The organism is Thiobacillus sp. (assembly GCF_024708915.1).
On record NZ_JANJXQ010000201.1, the window covers coordinates 1 to 23,041 of the forward strand.

General features: G+C 64.9%; 23 protein-coding genes. 6 read left to right on the forward strand and 17 right to left on the reverse strand.

The features are described from left to right. The 5 genes from Q0L94_RS13620 to nosZ form a co-directional block, all read right to left on the reverse strand. Positions 1 to 333 (reverse strand): ABC transporter permease subunit (locus Q0L94_RS13620; RefSeq protein ID WP_296754034.1); only part of this gene is annotated, 333 nt, incomplete at its 3' end. A gap of 11 nt (positions 334 to 344) precedes the next feature. Beyond that, positions 345 to 1,301 carry an ABC transporter ATP-binding protein gene (locus tag Q0L94_RS13625; protein WP_296754036.1) on the reverse strand — a complete coding sequence of 319 codons (957 nt, stop codon included), beginning with the start codon at positions 1,299 to 1,301 and terminating at the stop codon, positions 345 to 347. After that, positions 1,273 to 2,547: a nitrous oxide reductase family maturation protein NosD gene (locus Q0L94_RS13630; RefSeq protein ID WP_296754039.1), complete on the reverse strand. Its 1,275-nt coding sequence runs from the start codon at positions 2,545 to 2,547 to the stop codon at positions 1,273 to 1,275. Before Q0L94_RS13630 ends, Q0L94_RS13625 begins: the two co-directional genes overlap by 29 nt. After that, entirely contained in the window at positions 2,535 to 5,159 is a 2,625-nt protein-coding gene (locus Q0L94_RS13635; RefSeq protein ID WP_296754041.1) for a 4Fe-4S binding protein, read from the reverse strand. Before Q0L94_RS13635 ends, Q0L94_RS13630 begins: the two co-directional genes overlap by 13 nt. A gap of 148 nt (positions 5,160 to 5,307) precedes the next feature. Further along, complete coding sequence (gene nosZ, locus Q0L94_RS13640; RefSeq protein ID WP_296754044.1) at positions 5,308 to 7,245, reverse strand: TAT-dependent nitrous-oxide reductase; 1,938 nt, start codon at positions 7,243 to 7,245, stop codon at positions 5,308 to 5,310. 349 nt (positions 7,246 to 7,594) lie between these two features. Here nosZ and Q0L94_RS13645 point away from each other — a divergent pair, with 349 nt between their 5' ends. Both Q0L94_RS13645 and narL read left to right on the forward strand, forming a co-directional pair. After that, positions 7,595 to 9,493 (forward strand): histidine kinase, encoded by a 1,899-nt coding sequence (locus Q0L94_RS13645; protein WP_296754046.1) that lies wholly within the window; start codon positions 7,595 to 7,597, stop codon positions 9,491 to 9,493. Between the two features lie 6 nt (positions 9,494 to 9,499). Beyond that, on the forward strand, positions 9,500 to 10,159 hold the full coding sequence (gene narL, locus Q0L94_RS13650) for a two-component system response regulator NarL (protein WP_296754049.1): 660 nt from the start codon (positions 9,500 to 9,502) through the stop codon (positions 10,157 to 10,159). A gap of 53 nt (positions 10,160 to 10,212) precedes the next feature. Here the strand turns inward: narL and hypE are convergent, their stop codons facing one another. Genes hypE through Q0L94_RS13680 form a run of 6 tightly spaced genes read right to left on the reverse strand, consistent with a single transcriptional unit; the run spans position 10,213 to position 15,949 of the window. Then, entirely contained in the window at positions 10,213 to 11,217 is a 1,005-nt protein-coding gene (hypE, locus tag Q0L94_RS13655; protein WP_296754051.1) for a hydrogenase expression/formation protein HypE, read from the reverse strand. Positions 11,218 to 11,219: 2 nt separating this feature from the next. After that, on the reverse strand, positions 11,220 to 13,448 hold the full coding sequence (gene hypF, locus Q0L94_RS13660; protein ID WP_296754054.1) for a carbamoyltransferase HypF: 2,229 nt from the start codon (positions 13,446 to 13,448) through the stop codon (positions 11,220 to 11,222). Next, complete coding sequence (hypD, locus tag Q0L94_RS13665; RefSeq protein WP_296754057.1) at positions 13,441 to 14,538, reverse strand: hydrogenase formation protein HypD; 1,098 nt, start codon at positions 14,536 to 14,538, stop codon at positions 13,441 to 13,443. Before hypD ends, hypF begins: the two co-directional genes overlap by 8 nt. Further along, entirely contained in the window at positions 14,538 to 15,344 is an 807-nt protein-coding gene (hypB, locus tag Q0L94_RS13670) for a hydrogenase nickel incorporation protein HypB (protein ID WP_296754059.1), read from the reverse strand. Before hypB ends, hypD begins: the two co-directional genes overlap by 1 nt. Beyond that, the gene (locus Q0L94_RS13675; RefSeq protein WP_296754063.1) at positions 15,337 to 15,726 is read right to left on the reverse strand and encodes a hydrogenase maturation nickel metallochaperone HypA; all 390 of its coding nucleotides are present in this window, start codon (positions 15,724 to 15,726) and stop codon (positions 15,337 to 15,339) included. Before Q0L94_RS13675 ends, hypB begins: the two co-directional genes overlap by 8 nt. After that, positions 15,719 to 15,949 carry a HypC/HybG/HupF family hydrogenase formation chaperone gene (locus Q0L94_RS13680; RefSeq protein WP_296754065.1) on the reverse strand — a complete coding sequence of 77 codons (231 nt, stop codon included), beginning with the start codon at positions 15,947 to 15,949 and terminating at the stop codon, positions 15,719 to 15,721. The genes Q0L94_RS13675 and Q0L94_RS13680 overlap by 8 nt, the downstream gene beginning before the upstream one ends. A 153-nt stretch (positions 15,950 to 16,102) precedes the next feature. Between Q0L94_RS13680 and Q0L94_RS13685 the strand changes: the two genes are divergently transcribed. The 4 genes from Q0L94_RS13685 (at position 16,103) to Q0L94_RS13700 (ending at position 19,445) form a co-directional block, all read left to right on the forward strand. Continuing rightward, positions 16,103 to 16,585 carry a HyaD/HybD family hydrogenase maturation endopeptidase gene (locus tag Q0L94_RS13685; RefSeq protein WP_296754067.1) on the forward strand — a complete coding sequence of 161 codons (483 nt, stop codon included), beginning with the start codon at positions 16,103 to 16,105 and terminating at the stop codon, positions 16,583 to 16,585. Between the two features lie 4 nt (positions 16,586 to 16,589). Then, positions 16,590 to 18,353 (forward strand): nickel-dependent hydrogenase large subunit, encoded by a 1,764-nt coding sequence (locus tag Q0L94_RS13690; protein WP_296754070.1) that lies wholly within the window; start codon positions 16,590 to 16,592, stop codon positions 18,351 to 18,353. 26 nt (positions 18,354 to 18,379) lie between these two features. After that, positions 18,380 to 18,955 carry a HupE/UreJ family protein gene (locus Q0L94_RS13695; RefSeq protein WP_296754073.1) on the forward strand — a complete coding sequence of 192 codons (576 nt, stop codon included), beginning with the start codon at positions 18,380 to 18,382 and terminating at the stop codon, positions 18,953 to 18,955. A 253-nt stretch (positions 18,956 to 19,208) separates the two neighbouring features. Further along, positions 19,209 to 19,445, forward strand: a complete 237-nt coding sequence (locus Q0L94_RS13700) for a hypothetical protein (RefSeq protein WP_296754075.1) — start codon at positions 19,209 to 19,211, stop codon at positions 19,443 to 19,445. A gap of 42 nt (positions 19,446 to 19,487) precedes the next feature. Here Q0L94_RS13700 and Q0L94_RS13705 read toward each other — a convergent pair whose 3' ends face one another. From Q0L94_RS13705 to Q0L94_RS13730, 6 genes are all read right to left on the reverse strand, one after another. Next, positions 19,488 to 19,808 (reverse strand): non-heme iron oxygenase ferredoxin subunit, encoded by a 321-nt coding sequence (locus Q0L94_RS13705; protein ID WP_296754078.1) that lies wholly within the window; start codon positions 19,806 to 19,808, stop codon positions 19,488 to 19,490. Then, positions 19,808 to 20,152, reverse strand: coding sequence for an SUF system Fe-S cluster assembly protein (locus Q0L94_RS13710; protein ID WP_296754079.1), 345 nt, complete (start codon positions 20,150 to 20,152; stop codon positions 19,808 to 19,810). Before Q0L94_RS13710 ends, Q0L94_RS13705 begins: the two co-directional genes overlap by 1 nt. After that, complete coding sequence (gene sufU / locus Q0L94_RS13715) at positions 20,149 to 20,643, reverse strand: Fe-S cluster assembly sulfur transfer protein SufU (RefSeq protein ID WP_296754082.1); 495 nt, start codon at positions 20,641 to 20,643, stop codon at positions 20,149 to 20,151. The genes Q0L94_RS13710 and sufU overlap by 4 nt, the downstream gene beginning before the upstream one ends. Continuing rightward, complete coding sequence (gene sufD, locus Q0L94_RS13720; protein WP_296754084.1) at positions 20,640 to 21,905, reverse strand: Fe-S cluster assembly protein SufD; 1,266 nt, start codon at positions 21,903 to 21,905, stop codon at positions 20,640 to 20,642. The genes sufU and sufD overlap by 4 nt, the downstream gene beginning before the upstream one ends. After that, a complete protein-coding gene (gene sufC, locus Q0L94_RS13725) occupies positions 21,902 to 22,666 on the reverse strand; it encodes a Fe-S cluster assembly ATPase SufC (protein WP_296754087.1) in 765 nt (254 codons plus the stop codon). Before sufC ends, sufD begins: the two co-directional genes overlap by 4 nt. 17 nt (positions 22,667 to 22,683) lie before the next feature. Continuing rightward, positions 22,684 to 23,041, reverse strand: a 358-nt coding sequence (locus Q0L94_RS13730; protein ID WP_296754090.1) for a SufD family Fe-S cluster assembly protein, incomplete at its 5' end; no start/stop codon positions are given.

The window sequence follows — 23,041 nt, forward strand, 5'->3', positions numbered from 1 at the left end:
GGCCAGGCCGAGATATTTTCCCAGCAGCAGTTCGAAGCGGGTGATCGGCATCGACAGCAGCAGATCGAGCGAGCCGCGTTCGCGTTCGCCGACGATGGCATCGAAGCCGAGGATCAGCGCGATCAGCGGAATCAGGTAGATCACCAGGCTGACCAGGCTGGCGATGGTGAATTCGATCGAGCGGAATCCCACTGCGCCCTGCTGGGCGCCGCCGAAGTAGGCAATGGCCAGCGCGAACGCGGTAAACACCAGCGCCACCGCGAGCACCCAGCGGTTGCGGATGCGGTCCCAGAATTCCTTGCCAGCGATGATGCCGATTTGTCTGAATTCCATCAGCGCCCCCTTTAATCGGAAAATCCGAAGAACACGTCTTCGAGCGAGGGCTCGCGCACATGCAGGTCGAGCACCTTGCCGTCGAGCGCGGCAAGGGCTTCGAGCACCGCCATCTTGGCTTCGCGCCGGCACTGCACCGCAACGTGGTCGTCGTGGGCTTCGATGGCACTGATCGACAGATGGCCGAGCGCGGAGCGTACTGCGTCAAAATGTTCGGACGCGATCCGGATGTCGAACCACAGCGGCAGATCCATCTGCTCGCGCAATGCCTGGACGCTGCCGATGGCCTGGACTTTGCCCGCGGCCATGATCGCGAGGCGGTCGACCCGTTCCTGGATCTCGGTCAGGATGTGCGAGGTCAGCACCACCGTCACCCCTTCCGCCCTGAGCCCGCGCAGAATCGCGTAAAACCCGCGGATCGCTTCCGGGTCCAGGCCGTTGGTCGGCTCGTCGAGAAACAGGATCTGCGGCCGGCCGAGCAGGGCCTGGGCAAAGCCGAGGCGCTGGCGCATGCCCTTGGAATATTCGCGCACGCGCCGTCTGGCTGCATGGGTAAGTCCGACGCGCTCCAGGGTCGGGGCGCAATCCTGCAGGGGGGCGCCTTTCAGCCGTGAAAAGAACTGCAGGGTCTCCAGCCCGGTCAGGTTTTCATAGAGCACGACGTTTTCGGGCAGGTAGCCGATCTTGCGCCGCACCGCGCGAAACCCGCTGCCCGACACCGACGCATTGTCGATGAGAATCTCGCCCGAGGTGAGCGGGATCAGGCCCAGCATCATCTTGAACAGGGTGCTCTTGCCGGCGCCGTTGTGGCCGATCAGTCCGAACAACTCGCCGCGGGCGATTTCGAGATCGACGCCGTCGACCGCATGCACGGCGCCATAGTGTTTGGTGACGCCACGTGTGACGACGACGGTTTCGGCTTTCGAAGCGGGACGCACGTCAGCGGGCGCCGGTGAAATACTTGCCAAGCCAGTTTCTCCAGTCTTTATGGTCGGGATACATGCGCGGTTTCGGGTCCACGATGCTGGGCGCGCGCAACAGCGGGAATTGCTGCCCCACTATCCGCAGAGTCTGCACGGCCGGGCTTGCAAGCAGCAATTTCATCATCGGATGGCGCCAGGACAGCCGGTCGACCACATCGTTGGCTTCGTAAGGGACGTCGCCTATGCCGTCGCCATTGCGATCCCAGCCAAGATAATTACTCCAGTGATTGCCTTCCCTGGCACCCCAGATCACGTCACGTGCAGCCACATAGCGGACCTGCTCGCGGTTGGAGATGAAATCGTTGCGTTCGATCTGGTTATTGATGGAACCGGCCCACACATGCATGCCGACGATATTGTCGATCACCAGATTGCCGCGCAGGGTATTGTACTCGGCATCGTAGATGAAAAATCCGCGGGCATTGCCGGCTACCACGTTGTTCTCCACCAGCGCGTCCTGGATCGTCCGCAGCATGATTCCGTGGTCGGAATTGGCCCACGCGCGATTGTTGCGCACCACTTGGTTGCGCACTTCCATCAGCGCGAGGCCGCCGCGGTTGTGGTACGAGTCGTTGTCTTCCCACAGGTTGTAGTAGGAATTCATGTAATGCGTGCCGTAGCGGCTGTGGTGCAGGCGGTTGCCGCGGAAGATTGCATGGTGCGAGACGTCGACATAGATCGCATCGCGCACGAAGCTGATGCGGTTGCCGACGATGCGCGCGCCATTCGTGTTGTAGAGCTGGATGCCATTGCCGCGCTGGGAGGAACGGTAGTCGCGCTTGCCGGTGATGAGGTTGTTTTCGATGCGCACGTCGTTGGCCTTCTCGATCCACAGGCCGAACAGGTTGTAGCTGAGGTCGCAGTTGCGCACGATTGCCCGGTGCGCACCGGGATGGATGTAGATGCCGGCATTCTGCTCGAGCAGGCTGTCGCCCGAATCGCTCACGATCAGCCCATCGATGACGACATCCTCGGCAATGATGCGGATAGTGTCGCCCTTGAAGCCACCGCTCAGTGTGGGCCGATCGATTCCCTTCAGGGTCAGGGGCTTGTCGATCAGCAGCCGCTCCGGGTAGTGACCGCGTTCCACCCGTATCACGTCGCCGGGCGCAGCCCGCGCGATGGCAGCGGCGATGGACTGCCCCGCCTGCACCGTCAGTTCGCCGGCAAGTGCGCTGGCAGCAGCGGCAAGCAGGCAGAAAAGCGCGCCGACCCGAGCTAGTACAGCCATTGCAACGCGGGTAGTCCTTGCAGGTAGTCCAGCACGCCGGCGCCTTTCATGATCAGGAACAGCGCAGCGGCGATCAGCAGGTTCTTGAACGCCACGTAGGAGGCCATGTCGGCCCACGAAGCCGGGCGCAGGTTGCGTCCCCACCACGGGCCGTCCTTGACGTAGGGCTTGCAGCGCATGCGCACCACCATTTCATATACGCTCCAGGCCAGCCACCAGCCCAGCACGATGCCGGGGCCGATCTGCCCAGCGGCGCCGAGCACCCAGACCCAGGTCACCAGCACGGCCAGGGCGAAGGTGATCGCCTGCAGCAGGATCGGCTGCCGGAACACCTTGCGGCTCCAGGGGAACAGGTGATCGAAGAATTCCTGGCCGATGAAGGCGGGCAGGCTCGGCCGCGCCGCGGCGGGGGCGGAGACCGCGGCAACCGGCACGATGGGGATGAAATAGCCGTTCGCCCCGATCGCGGTCAGCGGCTCGCCGGCCTTGGTGCGGCGCTTGCGCTCCTGGGCCAGCGGCGGGCAGGCGTGATCGTCGTAATATAGCACTTGGCAATCGAGGCACAGCAGGCATTCGCGCTGATCGATGCGGCCGCTGTCGTCGATGGCCTGCGAGCCGCATCCCACCTGACACGCCTTGCACGGCCCGCACTCCTGCTTGCGCTTGAGGCCCCACCAGCGGAACGTGGAGGGGACGGCCAGGGCGGCGCCGAGCGGGCACAGGTATTTGCAGAACGGCCGCTCGAAAAAGGCGGACGCCACGATCAGGGCCGTCCAGAAAGTCACGAAGGGCCAGGAGCGGTTCCACACGCCCACCAGGAAGGTGGTTTTGAATGGCTCGATTTCGGCGAGCTTTTCAGCCAGTCCGATGGAATAGAAGGACACCGCAAGCAAAATCGCAAAAACGCCGTATTTGATCCACTTCAGGCGGTCATGCCAGTTTTGCGGCAGCAGATGGCGCTGGTAGCGCTTGAGCCCAAGCTTGCCGGCCACATGGTAGACCATCTCCGCGAGCGAGCCGTAGGGGCACATCCAGCCGCAGAACATCCCGCGCCCCCAGAAGAACACGCTGACGATGATGAAAATCCAGAATAGGAAAATGAACGGATCGGACAGGAACAGTTCCCACTTCCACTCGAACAGGATGGAGTGGAACCAGGTCAGCACCTGGGTGATGGACGGCACGGCCAGCAGATAGAAGCCGACGAAGCCGATCGACGTGAGCCACAGAAAATACTTGGGGTAATCCTTCCAGCGCGTGTCCTTCATGGTCGAGCGCCGGACCAGTTTGTCGCGCAGCGCATACACCGTTCCCGCCGCCGTGAGCCAGAGCAGGAACAGCACGATCTCGACCTTGCGCGATTTCCACACCGTCACCCAGGTCGCTTCCGGCTTGACGATTTTCGGGCGCCCGCCTTCCAGATAGCTGCCGGGCAGCCAGTATTCGCGATCGAAGTTGACGAAGGTGCGTTCGCCCGTCTGCGGATCCATCTTGTTGGCCAGGAACACCAGATTCCACGGGTAGGCCGCGCTGAATGTCGACGAGCGGATGATGAAGATGGCCGATTCCCGGTAGGCTGGCGCACCGGCTGCCTCGATTCTATACAGGTTGAAATAATCCAGATCGCGGAAAGTGAAGGTATCCATATCCTGCGATACCTGCACCCGATCATAAATACCGCCGCGCACAAAGCCCGATCCCTTGAATGACTCCAAGCCGCTGGCGATCAGGAAGATGGCATGTTCGCCGGGCTTGAGGCGGGACATCAGGCCTTGATAAACGGCGTCGCCCAGCACGCTGCGTCCCACCGCAGGGGCATTGAGGTAGCCAAAATGGATATCGATGTAGGGCTGGTCCGAGCGTGGCATCCCGACTGCCACGGTATCGACCTTGAGTCGCTGGACGCCGCCATTCTTGAGCAGCGCGTTCCAGTCCAGTTTACCCTCGACCGGGCTGAACTTCGCCTGGGGGCGAACGGTGGGTTCGATGATGCCCACCTGCTTTGCAACCGCCAGGCCGCTGCGCAGGACGACCTGGTTTTCCGCGATCACTGTCACGGTGGCGCCGGTGATGGCGTCCAGGCCGATGATGCCCTGATCCGGTCTGCCCGCGCCCACTTCGATTTTGGAACCGACAAATTTGCCCAGATACTGATTGACAAACTTGGTGAGCTCCAGCTCGGGGATGCCCAGCAGCAGGATCGGCTCGGAATGCCGCAGCACCCGGACCCCGGTGACGATTCCCTTGGTGTCCATGCCGATCAGGGTCACCACCGGCTTCCCCGAATAGGCGGGAATGTCGACGATGTCCGTGGACAGAAAGACGTAACCGATCAGTTTCCGATCGCCTTTCTTGCCATGGCCTTCTTGCTCGCCGCGGCCGCCTTTCCTGCTCTGGTAGGCCTCGACATAAGCAGGCTTGCCCATGCGGTGGGAAAAGCTGTCGGCGCCAGGCAGTACATCCTTGCAGGGGACGTAGGCGCAAAGGTCGGGGTCGGTGGACAACTGTGCCGGCAGCGGCGCTTCATAGCTTCCGCCGACGGCCAGTCCCCAGGTACAAAACAGGTAAAGCGCTGCAAGAAAGCGGGCAAAAAAACCGGCAGGATAAATCATGGGAAGACCAGCAAGCCTCTGAACATCGACCCGAACAAGCATAACCAACCTGCGGCGCCGGTTCGGGTGCAGATTTTATTCGCCCAGTTTACCGTGGGCGCACGGCAACGATACCCCATTCCGCTTATTCGGGGAATGGGGCGGTCGTTCAAGCCTCGACTATCATGCGGCTGCGCATTTCCAGGTGCAGGGCATGGCAGAAGTTGGTGCAGTAGCACCAGTAGACCCCGGGCTTGTCGGCGACAAAAGTGACCGACTGGGTCTGCTGCGGGTTGACGATGAAGTTGATGTCGTATTTCGGAATCGCCATCGCATGCGTCAGATCTTCCACCTTGTCCAGATTGGTCAGGATGATGGTGACCTCATCGCCTTTCTTGACCTTGAATTCACGCAGACTGAAGGCAGGAGCTTGGCTGGTGAGCTTGACCGTTACCTTTTTGCCGTTGCGGAAGACACCCGATTCCTTCGCATCCTTCACTGCGTGAGGGAAGTCGTCCAGATTGTAGATCTGGCGCGTCTTGATGATGTCGCGGCGGACGATGATCGAATCGTGCGGCTCCGAATACACCGAATGATCGGCCACCAGTTTCATCTTGTCGCCGCTGATGTCGATCAACTGAGCGGTCTCGGCATGGAGCGGGCCCACGGGCAGGAAGCGGTCCTTGGAAAACTTGTTGTCCGAGATGAAATACTTGCCGTCCGATTCCTTGGTTTCGCCCATCGAGGTGAAACCATGCCCCGGCTGGTAATGCACGTCGATGCGGTCCACCACCACCTTGACGTTCTTGTCGCCCTTGAACGATTTGATCGCCGCTTCCACATTCCATTTCACGATCTGGCTATCGAGGAACAGCGTGGTGTAGGCATTGCCCTTGTTGTCGAAGCCGGTGTGCAGTGGCCCGAGGCCGATTTCGGCTTCGGCAACCACGGCGTCGCGCGGCTTGGCGAGGTCGCCATCGAACCATTTCAGCACGAGCTCGTGCTCGATCACCGAAGCCGTCGGCGAAAGCTTGCCCGAGCAGGCGTAATACTTGCCGTCCGGGCTGATGTTCACGCCGTGCGGGTTCTTCGAAATCGGCACGTAGCAGGTCAGGGCGGTTTTCGGATCCTGGTTGGCGGCTTTCGTGCCGTCTACCACCGGAACCTTGGAGCCGCCGATGGTGGTCACCTTGCCGGCCTTCACTGCCTCTTCGATGCGGGCCACGTTGAAGAACAGACAGGCGTCCATTTCCGCAGCCATCATGTCTTCGTAGTGGATGCCATTCTCGACGTTGTACTGGTTGGTCGCTGCCAGCTTGCCGTCGTAGGAAGTCGCCACCAGATCGCAGTTGCCGTCGATCAGCACCTGCCAGCGCATTTCCATCGAATCGGAGTCGACGCAGCTGAACAGCGACTTGTATTTGCTGGTGTCATCCATATCGCGCCCGTCGTTGGGCAGCGGAGTGGCGAACTCGGCGCCGCAGAACACCCGGGTGGTGTGATTGATTTTCGGATCGACCGGATCGCGCTTGTCGGTGAAGGTGCCATGGAAGCCCTGCACGTTGGGCAGTTCGAGGATCCTGTCGCACTCCATGGTGTCCATGCGGACGCGCGCCAGACGGCCGTGGATCTTGTCGTTCACGAACATGTATTTGCCGTCGTAGGTGCCGTCAGCGTAGGTCTGGTGTACGTGATGGGTGTCGCCGGTGGTGTATTTCGGCGTACCGTTGGGCTTGGTGCCGAGAATGGCCTTGGATTCGTTGGTTACCCCCCAACCCACCAGGCAGTCCATGTTGAAGACCGGGATGCGCTTCAGTTCGCGGCCGGACGGCAGCCCGTAGATGCGCACTTCGCCCGAATGGCCACCACTTGAAAATGAATAATACTCATCGAGCTGGCCCGGTGGCACCTCGTACTTGCCGTGCTCGGATTTCCCGGCCGAGGCGTCCGGAGCAGCGGCTGCTGGGACCGATTCCTTGTTGCAGGCCGACAGGCCCAGCGAAAGCCCAGCGCCGGAAAGACCAACCAGTGCGGTGGTACCCAGGAATTTGCGGCGGCCCAGGTCAGGCTGGGTGTCGAGTGGTTTGATGTCGTCGTCCTGTGTCATGATTGCCCGGCTCCATGTATCAAAATTAACCGCTGACTATCGATTCGCGGAAAGAAAAAACAACCCGAATCGTTCGAAAAGGCGTGGCTGTGAACGCCCGCCACTGCGACAATACGCCGCAGTCGGACTCTAGCAAAAAAAGACATGCAAATCCATTGATCCCGACAAATAGCCTTCTGCAGGCCCTCACGCGATCAAACGGGTGTTGTCCCGGAACGACACTGGGAGTACGGTGTTAAGGCCTTGTTTTAACGTTGAATAGCCATGTCTCCCCGACGGGGCTCCCGAGCCGTGCACTTTAGAGGTACTCCTTAATATTCCCGGGTATCCATCCTGACGAAAGACGGACATGAAAAAAAAACGCGGATTTCTGCAGCATTCGCTGCTGCTCAAGCTAGGCGGCGCGCTGGCGCTGATCGCCAGCTTCGCCATCCTTGGCATGGCGAGTTCGGGCATTATCGCCGAATCGGTGCAAGGCAGCGGCGAAGCGATCAACCTGGCGGGCAGCCTGCGCATGCAAACCTACAAGATGACCAGCCTTGCCTTGTCGGCGCGCCTGCCGGAGGGCGCCGATGCCGCAGTCCGGCTGCGCAGGGCGGTCGACACCTTCGAGGCCACCCTCCAGGATCCGCGCATCACCGACATGATGACGAAGCAGAGCAAGACGGCCTTGTCCGGCAGCTACGCGACGGTGTGGGATGTCTGGAACGGCCAAATCAAACCGCGCTTCCTGGCAGCGGCGGAGAATGCCCAGTCCGGCGCGGCGGACAAGGTGCCGTCGATCGGGGAGGTCACGCTGTTCGTCGACCAGATCCACGATCTGGTCAAGCAGATCGAACGCGACACCGAGGCCAAGATCCTGGTGTTGCGCATGGTGCTCGGCGCCGCCTTGCTGATGACCCTGCTGGTCGGCGCGCTCACCCTGTATCTGGCGCGCAACGATTTGATCCTGCCGCTGCGCGACCTGCTCGCCTTCGCCGCCAATGTCGGGCGCGGCAACCTGGCGGTGCGCACCGAGCATACCGGCAACGACGAACTGGGGCGGCTGGGCCAGGCGTTCAACCACATGGCCGAAGATCTTTCCAAACTGTATCGGGACCTGGAAGCGCGGGTGGCGGAAAAAACCGCCGAACTCACCATCGCCAACCGCTCGCTGGAACTGCTCTATCACTCCATCGCGCGGCTCTACAACGGCCCGGTGGCGCCGGACACCTATGTCATCCTGCTCAAGGATCTGGAAAACGTTCTCGGCGTGGGGCAAGGGCTGGCCTGCCTGGTGGAAGCCGGCGGCTCGCGTGCGCGGGTGATCGCCAGCACCCTGCAGCCGAACAGCGGCGATGCCGGCCAGTGCGGCCTGATTAGCTGCGTCGAATGCCTGAAGCATCAGGCGCTGGCCGTGCATCCGCTGAGCGATGGCCGGCGCGTGATATCTTTGCCGCTCATGGATACCGAGCATCGTTATGGCGTGCTGCAACTGGAAATGCCGCCGGGCAAGGAACTGGCGCAATGGCAGACCCAGTTGCTGGAGGCGCTGTCGCGTCATATCGGCATTGCCATCGGCACCGCGCGGCGCACCGAACAGAGCCGCCGGCTGCCCCTGCTGGAAGAGCGCGCCGCACTGGCCCGCGAACTGCACGATTCGCTGGCGCAATCGCTGGCCTACATGAAAATCCAGGTCAGCCGCCTGAAGCCGCTGGTGGACGATCCGCAACGCGGCGGCGAAGCCGGGAATGTGCTGGAAGAACTGCGCGAAGGCTTGAACAGTGCCTACCGCCAACTGCGCGAGTTGCTCACGACCTTCCGCTTGCGCATCGATGGCGCGGGACTGGCTGCCGCCCTGCAAACCACGGTGGCCGAATTTTCCAGCCGCGGCGACATTCCGATCACGCTGGAAGTCCACCTGGCCGGCTGCACGCTCACCCCGAACGAAGAAATCCATGCCCTGCAGATTGTGCGCGAAGCCCTGTCCAACGTGCTCAACCATGCCCAGGCCCGGCAAGCGCAAGTCAAAGTGACGTGCGCCGACGATGGATCGGTTCTGGCCACCGTCACCGACGACGGCATCGGGTTCCGCCAGGCAGCGGGAGCGCATCATTACGGCATGACGATCATGGAAGAGCGGGCAAAAAATCTGGGCGGCCAACTGACGGTCGAGAAACTGCCTGTGTTCGGCACCCGCGTCGCCCTGCATTTCACGCCGAACAACCGGCGTAAAATCCCGATACCGATCCATCCCGCCCAAGCCTAGGTATTCATGAATTCGGCAGCCCCCCAGACCATCCTGATCGTCGACGACCACCCGCTGTTTCGCAAGGGCGTGATTCAACTGATCCAGGCGGTGCCCGAATTCCGCTTCGTGGGCGAAGCCCCCAGCGGAACCGAGGGCATTGCGCTCGCCCGCGCCCTGCAACCCGACATGATCCTGCTTGACCTCAACATGAAGGACATGAACGGCGTCGAGGTGCTGAAAGCGATCAAGGACGACGGGCTCGATTCGCGCGTCATCATGCTGACCGTTTCGGATCAGGCGGAAGACCTGATCGCCGCGCTGCAGGCCGGCGCGGACGGCTATCTGCTGAAGGACATGGAACCGGAAGACCTGATGCAGCAACTGGGCGAGGCCGCTCGCGGCAAGATCACCATCAGCGCACGCCTCACCCAGCTGCTGGTGGCTTCGCTGCGCGAAAAGAGCCGTCCCGCCAGCCTGGCCGAAGCCGGGCTGACCGAGCAGGAAAACCGCATTCTCGAACACCTGGTCGACGGCAAGAGCAACAAACTGATCGCCAAGGACATGGGGATTGCCGAGGGCACTGTGAAAGTGCACGTCAAGCATCTGCTTAAAAAGCTCAACCTGCGTTCGCGGGTGGAAGCCGCCGTCTGGGCCGACCGCTGCCGGCGGCAGGCCAAGCCCTGACCGGCTGATTGCCGGCAGCGGAATCCGCAAGCGCTGGCATTTCTCCCGATGGTTCAACAGATCCGCGGCAGCGGGTCGTCCTCCAGTTCGTCGAGTATGCGGCGGCCGCCAAGCTCGGTTTGCAGGATGACCCGGCTGGCGCCGGTTTCGATGCGGCCGACGATGCGGGCCTCGGCCCCTTCGGGCAGCGCCTGCCAGCGCGCGAGGATTTCCGCCGCCGCCGCCGCATCGGCCACCGCGACGATGCGCCCCTCGCAGGCGAGGTAATACGGATCGTAGCCCAGCATTTCGCACACCGACACCACTTGCGGGCGCAGCGGCACCGCGCGCTGTTCGAGTATCACGCTGTGGCCGCAGGCACGCGCGATCTCGTGGGCCACAGTAGCAAGCCCGCCGCGCGTCGGGTCGCGCATGAAGCGCAGACCCGGCAGGTCGCGCACCGCCTGCGCCAGCGGCAGTACGGAGGCCGAGTCGGAGCGCAATTCGCCGGACAGGCCGAACTGCTCGCGCGCCAGCATCACCGCGATGCCGTGATCGCCCACCGGGCCGGACACCAGCACCGCGTCGCCCGGCGCGATGCGCGTGACGTCGAGCGGCGTCCGGGCGCGTTTCACGCCGATTCCGGCGACCGACAGGTACAGCCCGCCGCCTTCGCCGCGCCGCACCACCTTGGTGTCGCCGGCTACCACGGCGACGCGGTTCTGCCGCGCGGCCCGTGCAAAGCTGGCGATGTAGCGGTCGAGCGCGGCGACTTCAAGTCCTTCCTCGATCAGCGCGGACACGGTGAAGTAGAGCGGATCGGCCCCGGCCACCGCCAGGTCGTTGACCACACCATGCACCGCCAGCGAACCGATGTCGCCGCCGGGGAATTCGAGCGGTTCGACGGTGAAGCCGTCGGTCGTGAGCATGATTTCGCCGTCGATGCGCGGCAGCACCACGGCGTCGGCGTCGGTATCGAGCAGCGGGTTGCCGAGATGGCGGGCAAAGATGTCGGCGATGAGTTCGCGCATCAGGCGGCCGCCGTTGCCGTGCGCGAGCAGGATGCGGGTGTCGTCCATGGTCAGGTTCGTGTGAAGAGGAATTCGATGGCCTGGCCGAAGCTCAGCCCGGCGTCGTTGACCGGGAGACGTTGCGGCAGGCGCGCGGCGAAACCCGCCGCTTCCAGTTGCGCGCGCGCGGCCTCGGCCAGGAGGCGGTTCTGGAACACGCCGCCGCTGAGGCCGACGTGGGCGATGCCGGTTTCCTCGCGCAGGCGCGTCGCCTGATCGACGAGCGCCTGCGCCAGGCTGAGATGAACGTCCGCCGCGCGCGCGGCCGGTGTGCTGCCGGCGTTGTTCAGCACCGGCAGCAGCGGCGCCCAGTCGCTGCGCCAGACGCCGTGCGCATCGCGCGCCAGCGGCAGGGCTACGGCGCGGCCTTCGGCGGTGGCCAGCGCTTCGAGCCGCATCGGCGCCTCGCCTTCGAAGCGCGCATGCGTGCAGACACCGCACAGCGCGGCCGCTGCGTCGAACAGCCGGCCGACCGAGGAGGTGGACGGGCTGTTGAGCCCTTGCGCCCAGGCCTGGCGCAAGGGCTCGGGCGCGAAAGGTGCCGCCAGGCCGGCCTCCCACAGCAGCGCGGCGGCGGCGCGCCACGGCTCGCGCCCGGCGCGGTCGCCGCCGGGCAGGCGGAACGGACGGAACGAGGCGGCGCGCCGCCAGCGGCCGGGTGCGCCGACCAGGGCCTCGCCGCCCCACAGCGTGCCGTCTTCGCCGAGGCCGACGCCGTCCCAGGCGAACACGATCCACTCTTCGACTTCAGGAAATTCCCAGGCCAGCGCCGAGGCGTGCGCGGGGTGGTGCCAGACCTCGGACACGGGCAGCCCGCTGTCGCGTACATACGTGCGATAGCCGTAACCGGGGTGATGGTCGACGACGAGGCGCTTCGCCTCGACCCGGTAGAGCCGTTGCAGGTCCGCCGCGGTCTGCGCCAGCGTGTCGAGGCTGCGCGGACTGTCGAGCTCGCCGATGTGCGGCGAGACGACGGCGCGCCTGCCCCAGGCAAGACACACGGTGTTCTTCATGTGGCTGCCGAGCGCCAGCACCGGCTCGGCAAGCGGCGCGGGCAGTTCCAGTTCCAGCGGTGCGAGGCCGCGTCCGAGGCGCAGCGGGCGGGGGATGCCGGCGATCACGCGGTACACCGGATCGTCGGCCGGCCGCACGATGGGGCGGTCGTGATGCAGAAAGGCGTCGGCGACGTGCGCGAGCCGGGCTTCCGCCTCGGCGGCGTCGGTCAGCACGGGTTCGCCCGCAAGATTGCCCGAGGTCGCCACCAGCGGCCCGCCGAAGTCGGCGAGCAGCAGCGCGTGCAGGGGCGAGTAGGGCAAGAGGCAGCCGATTTCCGCGAGGCCGGGCGCGATGGCCTCGGCAAGCCCGCCATGCGCCCGTCTGGGCAGCAGCACGATGGGCCGTTCGGGCGATTGCAGGCGCGCCGCAAGCTCTTCTGTTACATGAACAGATGCCTGCAACGCTTTGATGTCATAAAACATCACGGCCAGTGGCTTGGCCGGGCGCGGTTTGCGCGCGCGCAGCGCGGCGACGGCCGCGTCCCTGCGCGCGTCGCACAGCAGGTGGTAGCCGCCGACGCCCTTGAGCGCGACGATCCTGCCGGCGCGCAATGCGGCGACCGCGGCGGCGAGCGCGGCTTCGTCGCCGGCGAGCGACGCGCCGTCGGCGACGAAGCGCAGATGCGGCCCGCACACCGGGCAGGCTATGGGTTCGGCGTGGAAACGGCGGTCGCGCGGGTTTTCGTATTCGGCACGGCAATCCGGACACAGCGCGAAATCGCGCATGGCCGTGTTGGGCCGGTCGTAGGGCAGCGCGGTGATCAGCGTGTAGCGCGGGCCGCATTGGGTGCAGTTGATGAAGGGGTAGCGATGGCGGCGGTCGGCCGGGTCGTGCAATTCGGCCAGGCAGTCGGCGCAAACGAAGCCGTCCGGCGGCAGATGGGCATCGGCCCGGTCGGTCGCCACGCTGTCGCGGATGACGAAGTCCGCGGCCGCCTCGAACGCGCAGTCCGCGACGACGAGCGGGCCGGGCGCCGCCAGCGGCGGTGCCTCGTCGAGCAGGGCCGTGCCGAATTGCCGCAAGCGTTCGGGCTCGCCCTCGGCGTGGATTTCCACCGCGCCGTCGGCGTTGCGCACCCAGCCGGTGATGCCGTGGACCTGCGCCAGACGATGGACGAAGGGCCGGAAGCCCACGCCCTGCACCCGGCCGTCGATGGTGATGAAGCGGGCGGCGCGTTCAGGCATCGGCGGCCACGCGCACGCCGCCCGCCCACCAGATGCGGCAGGCGCCCTCGTCCGACACCATGCAGGGCCCGACGGGATTGCGCGGCGTACACGCGCGGCCGTAGATGCGGCACTGGTTGGGATAGATGCGGCCGAGCACCACCTGCGCGCAATCGCAGCCGGGCGGCATCGCACCGGCGCGCCGGCGTTCGGGATCGCTGTGGTCGGGAAACAGCGTGCGCGCGTCGTGCTGCGCGAGCTGCGGTTTCAGCGCGTAGCCCGATTGCGGGATGACGCCGATGCCGCGCCAGTTGGCGTCGACGACGTCGAGCGTCGCGCGCAGGAAGCGCTGTGCGGTCGGGTTGCCCTCTGGATGCACGACCTCGCGGTAGCAGTTGTCGAGAAAGCGCTCGCCGGTCTGCAACTGGCGCAGCACCGAATAGAAGGCGGCCAGCAGCGATTCAGTCGAAAAGCCGGCGACGGCGGCGGGTATCTCGTGGCGGTCGACGACGAAGCGCCATTCCGCCGGGCCCATCACGGCCGAGACGTGGCCGGGCGCGACCAGTGCGTCGAAGCCGGGCGTGTCGCTATCGAGCAGCATCGCCACCGCCGGCCAGGTCAGTCGGCCGGACAGCAGGATGGCGAGATTGTCCGGCACGCCCTCTGCGAGCATCGCCGCAGTCGGTGCCGTGGTCGTCTCGAAGCCGGCGGCGAAGAACACCACCGGGCGGCCGGGATTGTCCAGCGCGATCTTCCTCGCATCGAGCGGGCTGGCGATCGGCCGCACGTCGGCGCCGGCGGCCTGCGCCTCGGCGAGCGTACGCACCTCGCCCTTCTTCACGTTGACCGGCACCCGCAGCATGTCGCCGTAGGCGAGCAGGATGACACGGTCCTTGAGCGCGAGCTGGATGGCCTGGTAGACGTCTTCCTCGGGGCACACGCAGACCGGGCAGCCGGGGCCGGGCACGAGCTCGATCCATTCCGGCAGCGCGCCGCGCAGGCCGGCGTGGGTGATCGAGCGCTCGTGCCCGCCGCACACGTTCATGATCTTGACCCTGCGGTCGAAGTCGAGGGCGTGGAGTTTTTCCAGCCAGGCGCGGGCCTCGTTCATCAGGCGGTCACGCTGTGATATTTCATGCCGTCGCTCTGGATCGCGGGACGGCGCGACTGGCCGATCGCCACACGGGCGCGCTGGGCGCCGAGTTGCTCGCGCAGCCACGTGAGCCACACATCCATGCCCAGATCCTTGCGCGCCGATAGCCGCATCACCGGCGCCGGGTTGGCCAGGTTGCGCAGGTGCGCTTCCGCCTTGTCCGGGTCGAAGTCGTCGAGCACGGCCAACAGGTCGGTCTTGGTCAGCAGCATGGCGTCGGCGGCACGGAACATCACCGGGTACTTGGCCGGCTTGTCGTCGCCCTCGGTGGTCGAGAGCAGGGTGACGTTGAGATGCTGGCCAAGGTCGAAGCTCGCCGGGCAGACGAGGTTGCCGACGTTCTCGATGAACAGGATATCGACGCCGTCGAGATTCATCTGGTGCAGCGCGTCGTGCACCAGATGCGCGTCGAGGTGGCAGGCGGTGCCGGTGACGATCTGGTGCGCCTGCACGCCCTGGGCACGGATGCGAAGGGCGTCGTTCTCGGTTTCGAGGTCGCCCTCGATCACGGCACAGGTGAATTCGTCCTTCAGCGCGGCGAGCGTGGCTTCGAGCAGCGCGGTCTTGCCGGAGCCGGGCGAGGACATCAGGTTGATCGCGAGGATGCCGCGGCGGTCGAAGTGATCGCGGTTATGGCCCGCCTGGTCGTCGTTCTTCTGTAACAGGCCCTTCAGCACCGAAACAGCCGTCGCCCCCTTGGCGACGGGTTTGAACGCGAGGTGCCGGTTGCCGGGGGTGAGGTTGCAGCCGCAGGTGTCACACATTTTGTGGGTGAGGGGTAAGGGGTGAAGGGTGAGGGGTATCCGTTACCAGCTCGACGCTTTCCAGCAGGAGTTCATCACCGGAAATGATCTGGGTGTGCCAGTCGTCGCAGACGCCGCAGACGAGGCGATTCATCGCGGCCTCGGTTTCGGTGCCGCAGGTCTGGCAGCGCACCCGGATCGGCGCGTGGATGAATTCTAGTGCGGCGTGTTGCATGCGGCGGCCGGCGGCGGCGAGCGGAAACGCGCTGGCAAGGAGTTCGGGCACCACGCCGGCGAGCGGGCCGATGCGCACGCGGATAGAGGTGGCACTGCTCGCCTGATGCTGACCGATCACGGCGTCCACCTGCTCGACCAGCGCCTGGGCAACGGCGAGCTCATGCACCGCTTTCCTCCAGAATCCGGTCCAGCAGTTCCCAGGTGGTGCGGGCATCGGCCTCGGCGATTGTCTGGATGGCGTAGCCGACGTGCACCATGACGAAGTCGCCGACTGCGGGCGGTTCGTCCTGCATCATGAACAGGCTGACGTCGCGCCACACGCCCTTGGCCTGACAGCGGGCGCTAAAGCCTTCGATCGATTCGATCTGCATGGGAATGGCAAGGCACATGGGCGGCAATCCGAAACCACATTCAGGCCAGTATAAGAGCGATTGGCCCACCCCGCACCTGGACATGAATATTTAAGAAACGGGGGTGAACAACCAGACATTTGAGTGAAATGCCCGGTTGTTATTGGCAAAAGCTGCTGTTAGATTCATTTCATGAAAACGCTCGTGCTCGGCATCGGCAATACCCTGCTCACCGACGAGGGCGTGGGGGTGCATGTACTGCAGGCACTCGAACCCGAGCTGGCGCACCTGCCGGATGTGACCCTGCTCGACGGCGGAACCCTTTCTTTTACCCTGGCAGGGCCGATCGAGGAAACCGACGCGCTGATCGTCGTCGATGCCGCCAACATCAAAGCCAGGCCGGGTGAGTGGGCATTGCTGAGAGGGGAGGAGATGGACGCATTCCTGATGAGCGATCGCAAGGCCTCGGTGCACGAAGTCGGGCTGACCGATCTGCGCGCCATCGCGCTGCTGGCCGGGCACTGGCCGGACAGGCGGGCGATGCTGGCGATCCAGCCCGCGGTCGTCGACTGGGGCGAGCGCCCCACGCCTGCCGTCGCCGCCGCCATTCCACCTGCGTGTGCGGCCATTCGCGAGCTGATCCGGGAATGGCGCCATAACCCGGAAGGAACCTGACCCCATGAGCACAGCACAGCGCATCGTCGTCGACCCCATCACCCGCATCGAGGGCCACCTGCGCATCGAGGCGGAAACCGATGCCGACGGCAGGATCGTCCGCGCCTATTCCGCCGGCACCATGGTGCGCGGGATCGAGATCATTCTTCGAGGCCGCGACCCGCGCGACGCCTGGGCCTTCGCCCAGCGCATCTGCGGCGTCTGCACCCTGGTGCACGGCATCGCCTCGGTGCGTTCGGTGGAGGACGCGCTGCATCGCGCCATCCCGGGCTACCGCATTCCGCGGAACGCCGAACTGATCCGCAACCTGATGATCGCCGCGCAACATGTGCACGACCACGTGATGCACTTCTATCACCTGCACGCGCTCGACTGGGTCGACGTGGTGTCGGCGCTGAAGGCCGACCCCAAGGCCACCTCGGTGCTGGCGCAGAGCCTGTCCGGCTATCCCCGATCCTCGCCCGGCTATTTCGCCGAGGTGCAGAAGAAGGTGAAGACCTTCGTCGAACAGGGCCAGCTCGGCATTTTCGCCAACGCCTACTGGGGCCATCCCGCCTACAAGCTGCCGCCGGAAGCCAACCTGATGGCGGTGGCGCACTACCTCGACGCGCTCGCCTGGCAGCGCGACGTGGTCAAGCTGCACGCCATCTTCGGCGGCAAGAATCCGCATCCCAACCTCGTGGTGGGCGGCGTACCCTCGGCTATTTCGGTGCATACCAGCGGCGGCGGCCAGGATGCGACCGCGCTCAACATGGTGGGCCTGCAGACGGTGCAGAATGTCATCCGCCAGATGCGCGATTTCGTCGACCAGGTCTACGTACCGGACACGCTCGCCATTGCCGGTTTCTACAAGGACTGGGCAGGGCGCGGCGAAGGGCTGGGCAACTTCCTGTCGTTCGGCGATCTGCCGTCGGAAAACTTCTGGAATCCGGATTCCTATCTCATCCCGCGCGGCGTCATCCTCGACCGCGACCTGACCAGGATTCACCCGATCGATCTGGATGCGGACAACGAGATCCAGGAATTCGTCAGCCATTCCTGGTACAAGTACAGCCAGGGCGACGCACAGGGCCTGCATCCGTTCAAGGGCGAGACCGAACTCAGCTACACCGGGCCGAAGCCGCCTTACGCACACCTCGATGTCGAGCAGAAATATTCCTGGATGAAGTCGCCGCGCTGGCGGGGCAAGTCCATGGAAGTCGGCCCGCTCGCCCGCGTGCTGATGCTGTATGCCAGCGGCAATGCCCAGGCCAGGGAACTGGTGGACATGACCTTGAAGACCCTCGACCTGCCGGTCGACGCGCTGTATTCCACCCTCGGCCGTACCGCTGCGCGCACGCTGGAATCGAAGATCCTGGCCGACGCCATGCAGGGCTGGTTCGACCAGTTGATGGCCAACATCAAGGCCGGCGACGTGCGCACCTTCAACGCGCAATACTGGGAGCCGTCGACCTGGCCGAAGCACATGCAGGGCGTCGGCCTGATGGAGGCCCCGCGCGGCGGCCTATCGCACTGGATCGTTGTCGACGACGCCAGGATCAGCAACTACCAGGCCGTAGTGCCGAGCACCTGGAACGCCGGCCCGCGCGACGCGCAAGGCCAGCCGGGCGCCTACGAAGCGGCGCTGCAGCACAATCACGCGATGCACGACCCGAAACAGCCGCTCGAGATCCTGCGCACCATCCATTCCTTCGACCCCTGCATCGCCTGCGCCGTGCACGTGACCGACCCGGATGGCGAGGAACTGGTGCAGGTAAAAATAAAGTAATGCCGATTGAAAATGGAGAACACGCAATGAAGCCGATGAAACTTGCGCGCCTGATCGTGCTGACTACTCTCTGCCTGTTTGCGGGCGGCGCGTCTGCGCACACCGGAAGCCAGACGCTCGCTGGATTTACCGGCGGACTGACCCACCCCTTGCTGGGGCTGGATCACCTGCTCGCCATGATCGCGGTCGGCCTGTGGGCGGCGCAGCAGGGCGGGCGGGCGTTGTGGGCCGTGCCCGCGGCCTTCGTCGCTGCGATGGGGCTGGGCGGCGCGCTGGCCTGGACGGGCGGAGAACTGCCGCAGGCCGAAACCGCCATCGCCCTGTCGGTGCTGGTGCTGGGTCTGCTGATCGCCACGCGGCGCCGCTGGGCGGTGCCGGCCGGCATGGCGGCCGCCGCCGTTTTCGCGCTGTTCCACGGCTACGCCCACGGGCTGGAAATGCCGCAGGCGGCGTTGCCTGTGTCGTATGCCCTGGGCTTCGTGCTGGCCACGGTTTTCCTGCATGGCGTGGGGATCGCCGGCAGTCTGGCCGGCCGCCGCACGGTGCAGGTGGCGGGAGCGGGCATCGCAACCGCCGGCCTGGCGCTGATCTTCGCCATGTGACGCTGCGCCCGGAATAGACACAAGTTACAAGTTACAAGTAAAACATGGGATTGCGATATCTTTGCGACTTGCTGCTTGAGGTTCGCAGGCGCTGCTCGAAGGCGCAAAATTGAAGACGGTCTATCCATTCCCGCTGGCCCAAGCGCGATGCGGCTGGCAGCCCCCCCCACCTGCGCAGTTGACTAGAATGGTAGAAGCAAGACGCGCAAACAACTCCATTGGCAGCTGTCATGCCAGGCGCGTCGAGGAGGCCATGATGGACACCAGACTCAATGAAGTGCTTGTACACATCGACGAAGCTCTCGACGAGGACAGCTTGCACAGCCTCGAAGAGGGAATCCGCCGGGACGCCGGCGTGGTTTCGGTGGGTCACAATCCGGAACAATCCCACATGATCATGGTGGTCTACGATTCGGAGTCCACCCGGGCTTCCAGTCTTCTCCACAGCATCCAGGAGCAGGGGCTGCATGCCCAGCTCATCGGCCTGTAAGGATCGGGGGCCGATACGCCCGCTGCACGGGCGGCGCCAAGCTCAGTCCCAGCGGTCGTCGCGCACTTCCACCCAGCCCGCCACGATCCTGAGCGGAAAGGTGGCCACTGCACAATAGGCCGGCGGAGCGGCGACTGCGCCGGTGCGCAGGTTGAAGCGGGCGCCATGGCGCGGGCAGACGATCTCGTCGCCCCGGACTTCGCCGCTGGCGAGTTCGCCGCCATCGTGGGTGCAGGTGTCCTCGATCGCGCAATACTCGCCATCGAGGTTGAACACCGCCACGGCCACGCCGTCGACATCGACGACGCGGCGGCTGCCCGGCGGCAGCGCTTCGATGCGCGCCACTTTCACCCAGTCGGCCATCACACCAGCCCCAGCTGCAGGCGCGCAGCCTCAGTCATGCGGCCTGGTTCCCACGGCGGGTCCCAGACGATTTCGACGTGCGCATCGCTGACGCCCGCTACCGCCCTGACAGTTTTTTCGACCTGCGCGGGAAAGCTCTGCGCCACCGGGCAGCCGGGAGCGGTGAGCGTCATGCGGAGGTCGACGCGGCCGCCGGCGTCGAGGTCGAGCGCGTAGATCAGGCCCAGGTCGTAGATATTGACCGGCAGTTCGGGATCGTAAATCGTGCGCAGGGCGGCGATCACGCGTTCGCGCAGTCCGGTTTGATCGGGGCCTTCCGCGGCCAGGCGCGCCGGGGCGGTCATGGCTGCGGCGAGGGCAAGGAAGGTTGCGGGCAGAACGGGGAGGGGCCTTCGGTACACACCGTTTCCGTCCGTTGTTCGAGCGCGGCCTGCAGGGTATGCCAGGGCAGCGTCGCGCATTTCACGCGCATGGGAAACGCATGCACGCCTTCCAGCACGCGCAGCTTCCCCACGCCTTCCGCCGGGCCGTTCTCCGCCAGCATGCGATGCACCCGGCGGAACAGGGTTTGCGCTTCATCCAGCGGTTGGCCCATGACCGCTTCGGCCATCAGCGAGGCGGAGGCCATGCAGATGGCGCAGCCGGCGCCCTCGAAACCGATGTCCTGGATCGTGCCGTCCGCCACTTTCAGATGCACCTGGACCTCGTCGTTGCACAGCGGGTTGAAGCCGTGCGCATGGTGGGTGCTGCCGCGCGGATTCCTGGGGTAGTGCCGCGGATGGCGGTTGTGTTCCAGAATGACCTCTTCGTAGAGGCTGCGCTGATCGGCCGTCATGCTGTGTGCTCCTTTTCCGGTAGCGGCAGCGCGGCTGCCAGATGCGGCTCCAGCCAGCCGGCGAGGCCGCAGCGCTCCGCAAGCGTCAGCGCTTCCGCGACGAACCCGCGCAGCAGCATTGCGCGCGCCGTATCGGCGGCGATGCCGCGACTGCGCAGAAAGAACAGCTGCGCTTCGTCGAGCTGGCCCACGGTCGCGCCATGTGCGCACTTGACGTCGTCGGCATGGATTTCCAGTTGCGGCTTGACGTCGATTTCGGCGTGCGGCGAGAGCAGCAGATTGCGGCTGGATTGCTGTGCGTCGGTCTTTTGCGCGCCCGGCTGCACCACCACGCGCGCATCGAAGATGCCGCGCCCGCGCCCCGCGGCGATGCCGCGCCAGGTCTGGCGGCTGGCGGTGTGCGGCGCGGCGTGTTCGACATGCAGATGCTGGTCGATGTGGCGCCGCGCATCGGCGATGAAAAGGCCGTCGAGCTGGCATTCGGCGCCGGGTTCATCCAAGCTCACCCAGGTGTCGTGGCGCGCCAGGCGGCCGCCGAGGCTGATCGACAGGGCATGGTAGCGGCTGTCGCGCGCCTGCCGCACCGCGACCAGGCCGGTATGGGTAGCGGCCGCGCTTTCCTCGGTCAGCTTCAGGTGGGTCAGCCGCGCGCCCTCGCCCAGCACGATCTCGCTGACCGGGTTGTTCCAGTAGGGGAGGCCGGAGCTGCCCCGGTAATGCTCCACCAGCACCGCCTCGGCGCCGGCTTCCAGCACCACGAGGTTGCGCACGTGCAGCATGGCGTCGGCCTCGCTGGCGCTGTGCACCACGAACAGCGGCGGCAGCGTGCTGCGGGCGGGAACGTGCAGGAACAGTCCGTCCTGCCACAGCGCGCTGTTGATCCGGGCCAGCGCCGTGCCGCTCGATACCCTGCCGGCAAGCTGGCCGAGGTATCGGCTCACGGGCGCAGCGTCGGCGTGCGCGGCAAGGCTGTGCGCCTGGACCACGCGCGGATCGGCATCGACCAGCCGGCCATTGCCGAATCGCAACAGCGTTCCCGGATAATCCTCGCTCGCAACGGTTTCCGGCACATGCCCCGGGGCATGCCATTCGGTCTGTTCGAGATAGGCGAGCGAGGTGTATTTCCAGTCCTCTTCACGCGCGGTCGGCAGCCCGCTCGCAAGAAAGCGCTCCAGCGCCTGGCGGCGCGAAGCGAGACGATCGGCCGACGCAGCGATGGCGTCGAGCGCGTGCCGGTAGCGGCTGGCAGTCTGCGTATTCATGGCCGCGCCTCCGCCTGCGCTTCGGGGATCACCCAGCCATAGCCGCGATTTTCCAGCTCCAGCGCCAGGCTGGCGTCGCCGGAGCGCACGATGCGTCCGCCCGCCAGCACGTGCACGCGGTCGGGCACGATGTAGTTCAGCAGGCGCTGGTAGTGGGTGACCAGGATGACTGCGCGCGCCGGGCTCTTCAAGGCGTTCACGCCGTTCGCCACGGTCTTCAGGGCATCGATGTCGAGCCCGGAATCGGTCTCGTCGAGTATGGCCAGGCGCGGTTCCAGCACCGCCATCTGCAGGATTTCGTTGCGTTTTTTCTCGCCGCCCGAGAAGCCCTCGTTGACCGCGCGATAAAGCAGGCTTTCGTCCATGCCGAGCAGCGCCAGCCTGCTTTTCACCGTATCGAGAAAGTCCATCGCGTCGAGCTCGGGTTCGCCGCGCTGCAGCCGCACGCTGTTGAGCGCGGTGCGCAGCAACTGCACGTTGGCCACCCCGGGGATCTCCAGCGGATACTGAAAGGCGAGGAACACCCCGGCGCGGGCGCGCTGTTCCGCTGCCATCGCCAGCAGGTCCTGCTCCAGGTAGCGCACGCTGCCCGCGGTCACGGTGTAGCCCTCGCGCCCGGCCAGCACCTGGGCGAGCGTGCTCTTGCCGGAACCGTTGGGGCCCATGATGGCGTGCACTTCGCCTGCGCGCACCGCGAGGTCGATGCCGGCGAGGATGGGCTTGTCGCCGATGGACACGTGCAAATTGCGAATTTCCAGCATGACGTTCTCCTTGTCGCTTATCCCACTGCGCCTTCCAGGCTCACCGCAAGCAGCTTCTGCGCTTCCACCGCGAATTCCATTGGTAATTTATCGACCACTTCCTTGGCGTAACCGTTTACAATCAACCCAACGGCATCTTCAGTAGAGATACCCCGTTGGTTACAATAGAAAATCTGATCTTCGGATATCTTGGAGGTAGTGGCTTCGTGTTCAACAATAGCCGATTCGTTGTTGACTTCCATATAAGGGAAAGTATGAGCGCCACACTTATCGCCCAGCAATAGGCTGTCGCACTGCGAGAAGTTTCTTGCATTTTCAGCGTTAGCACCTACTCTGACCAAACCACGGTAGCTGTTCTGACTTACCCCCGCGGAA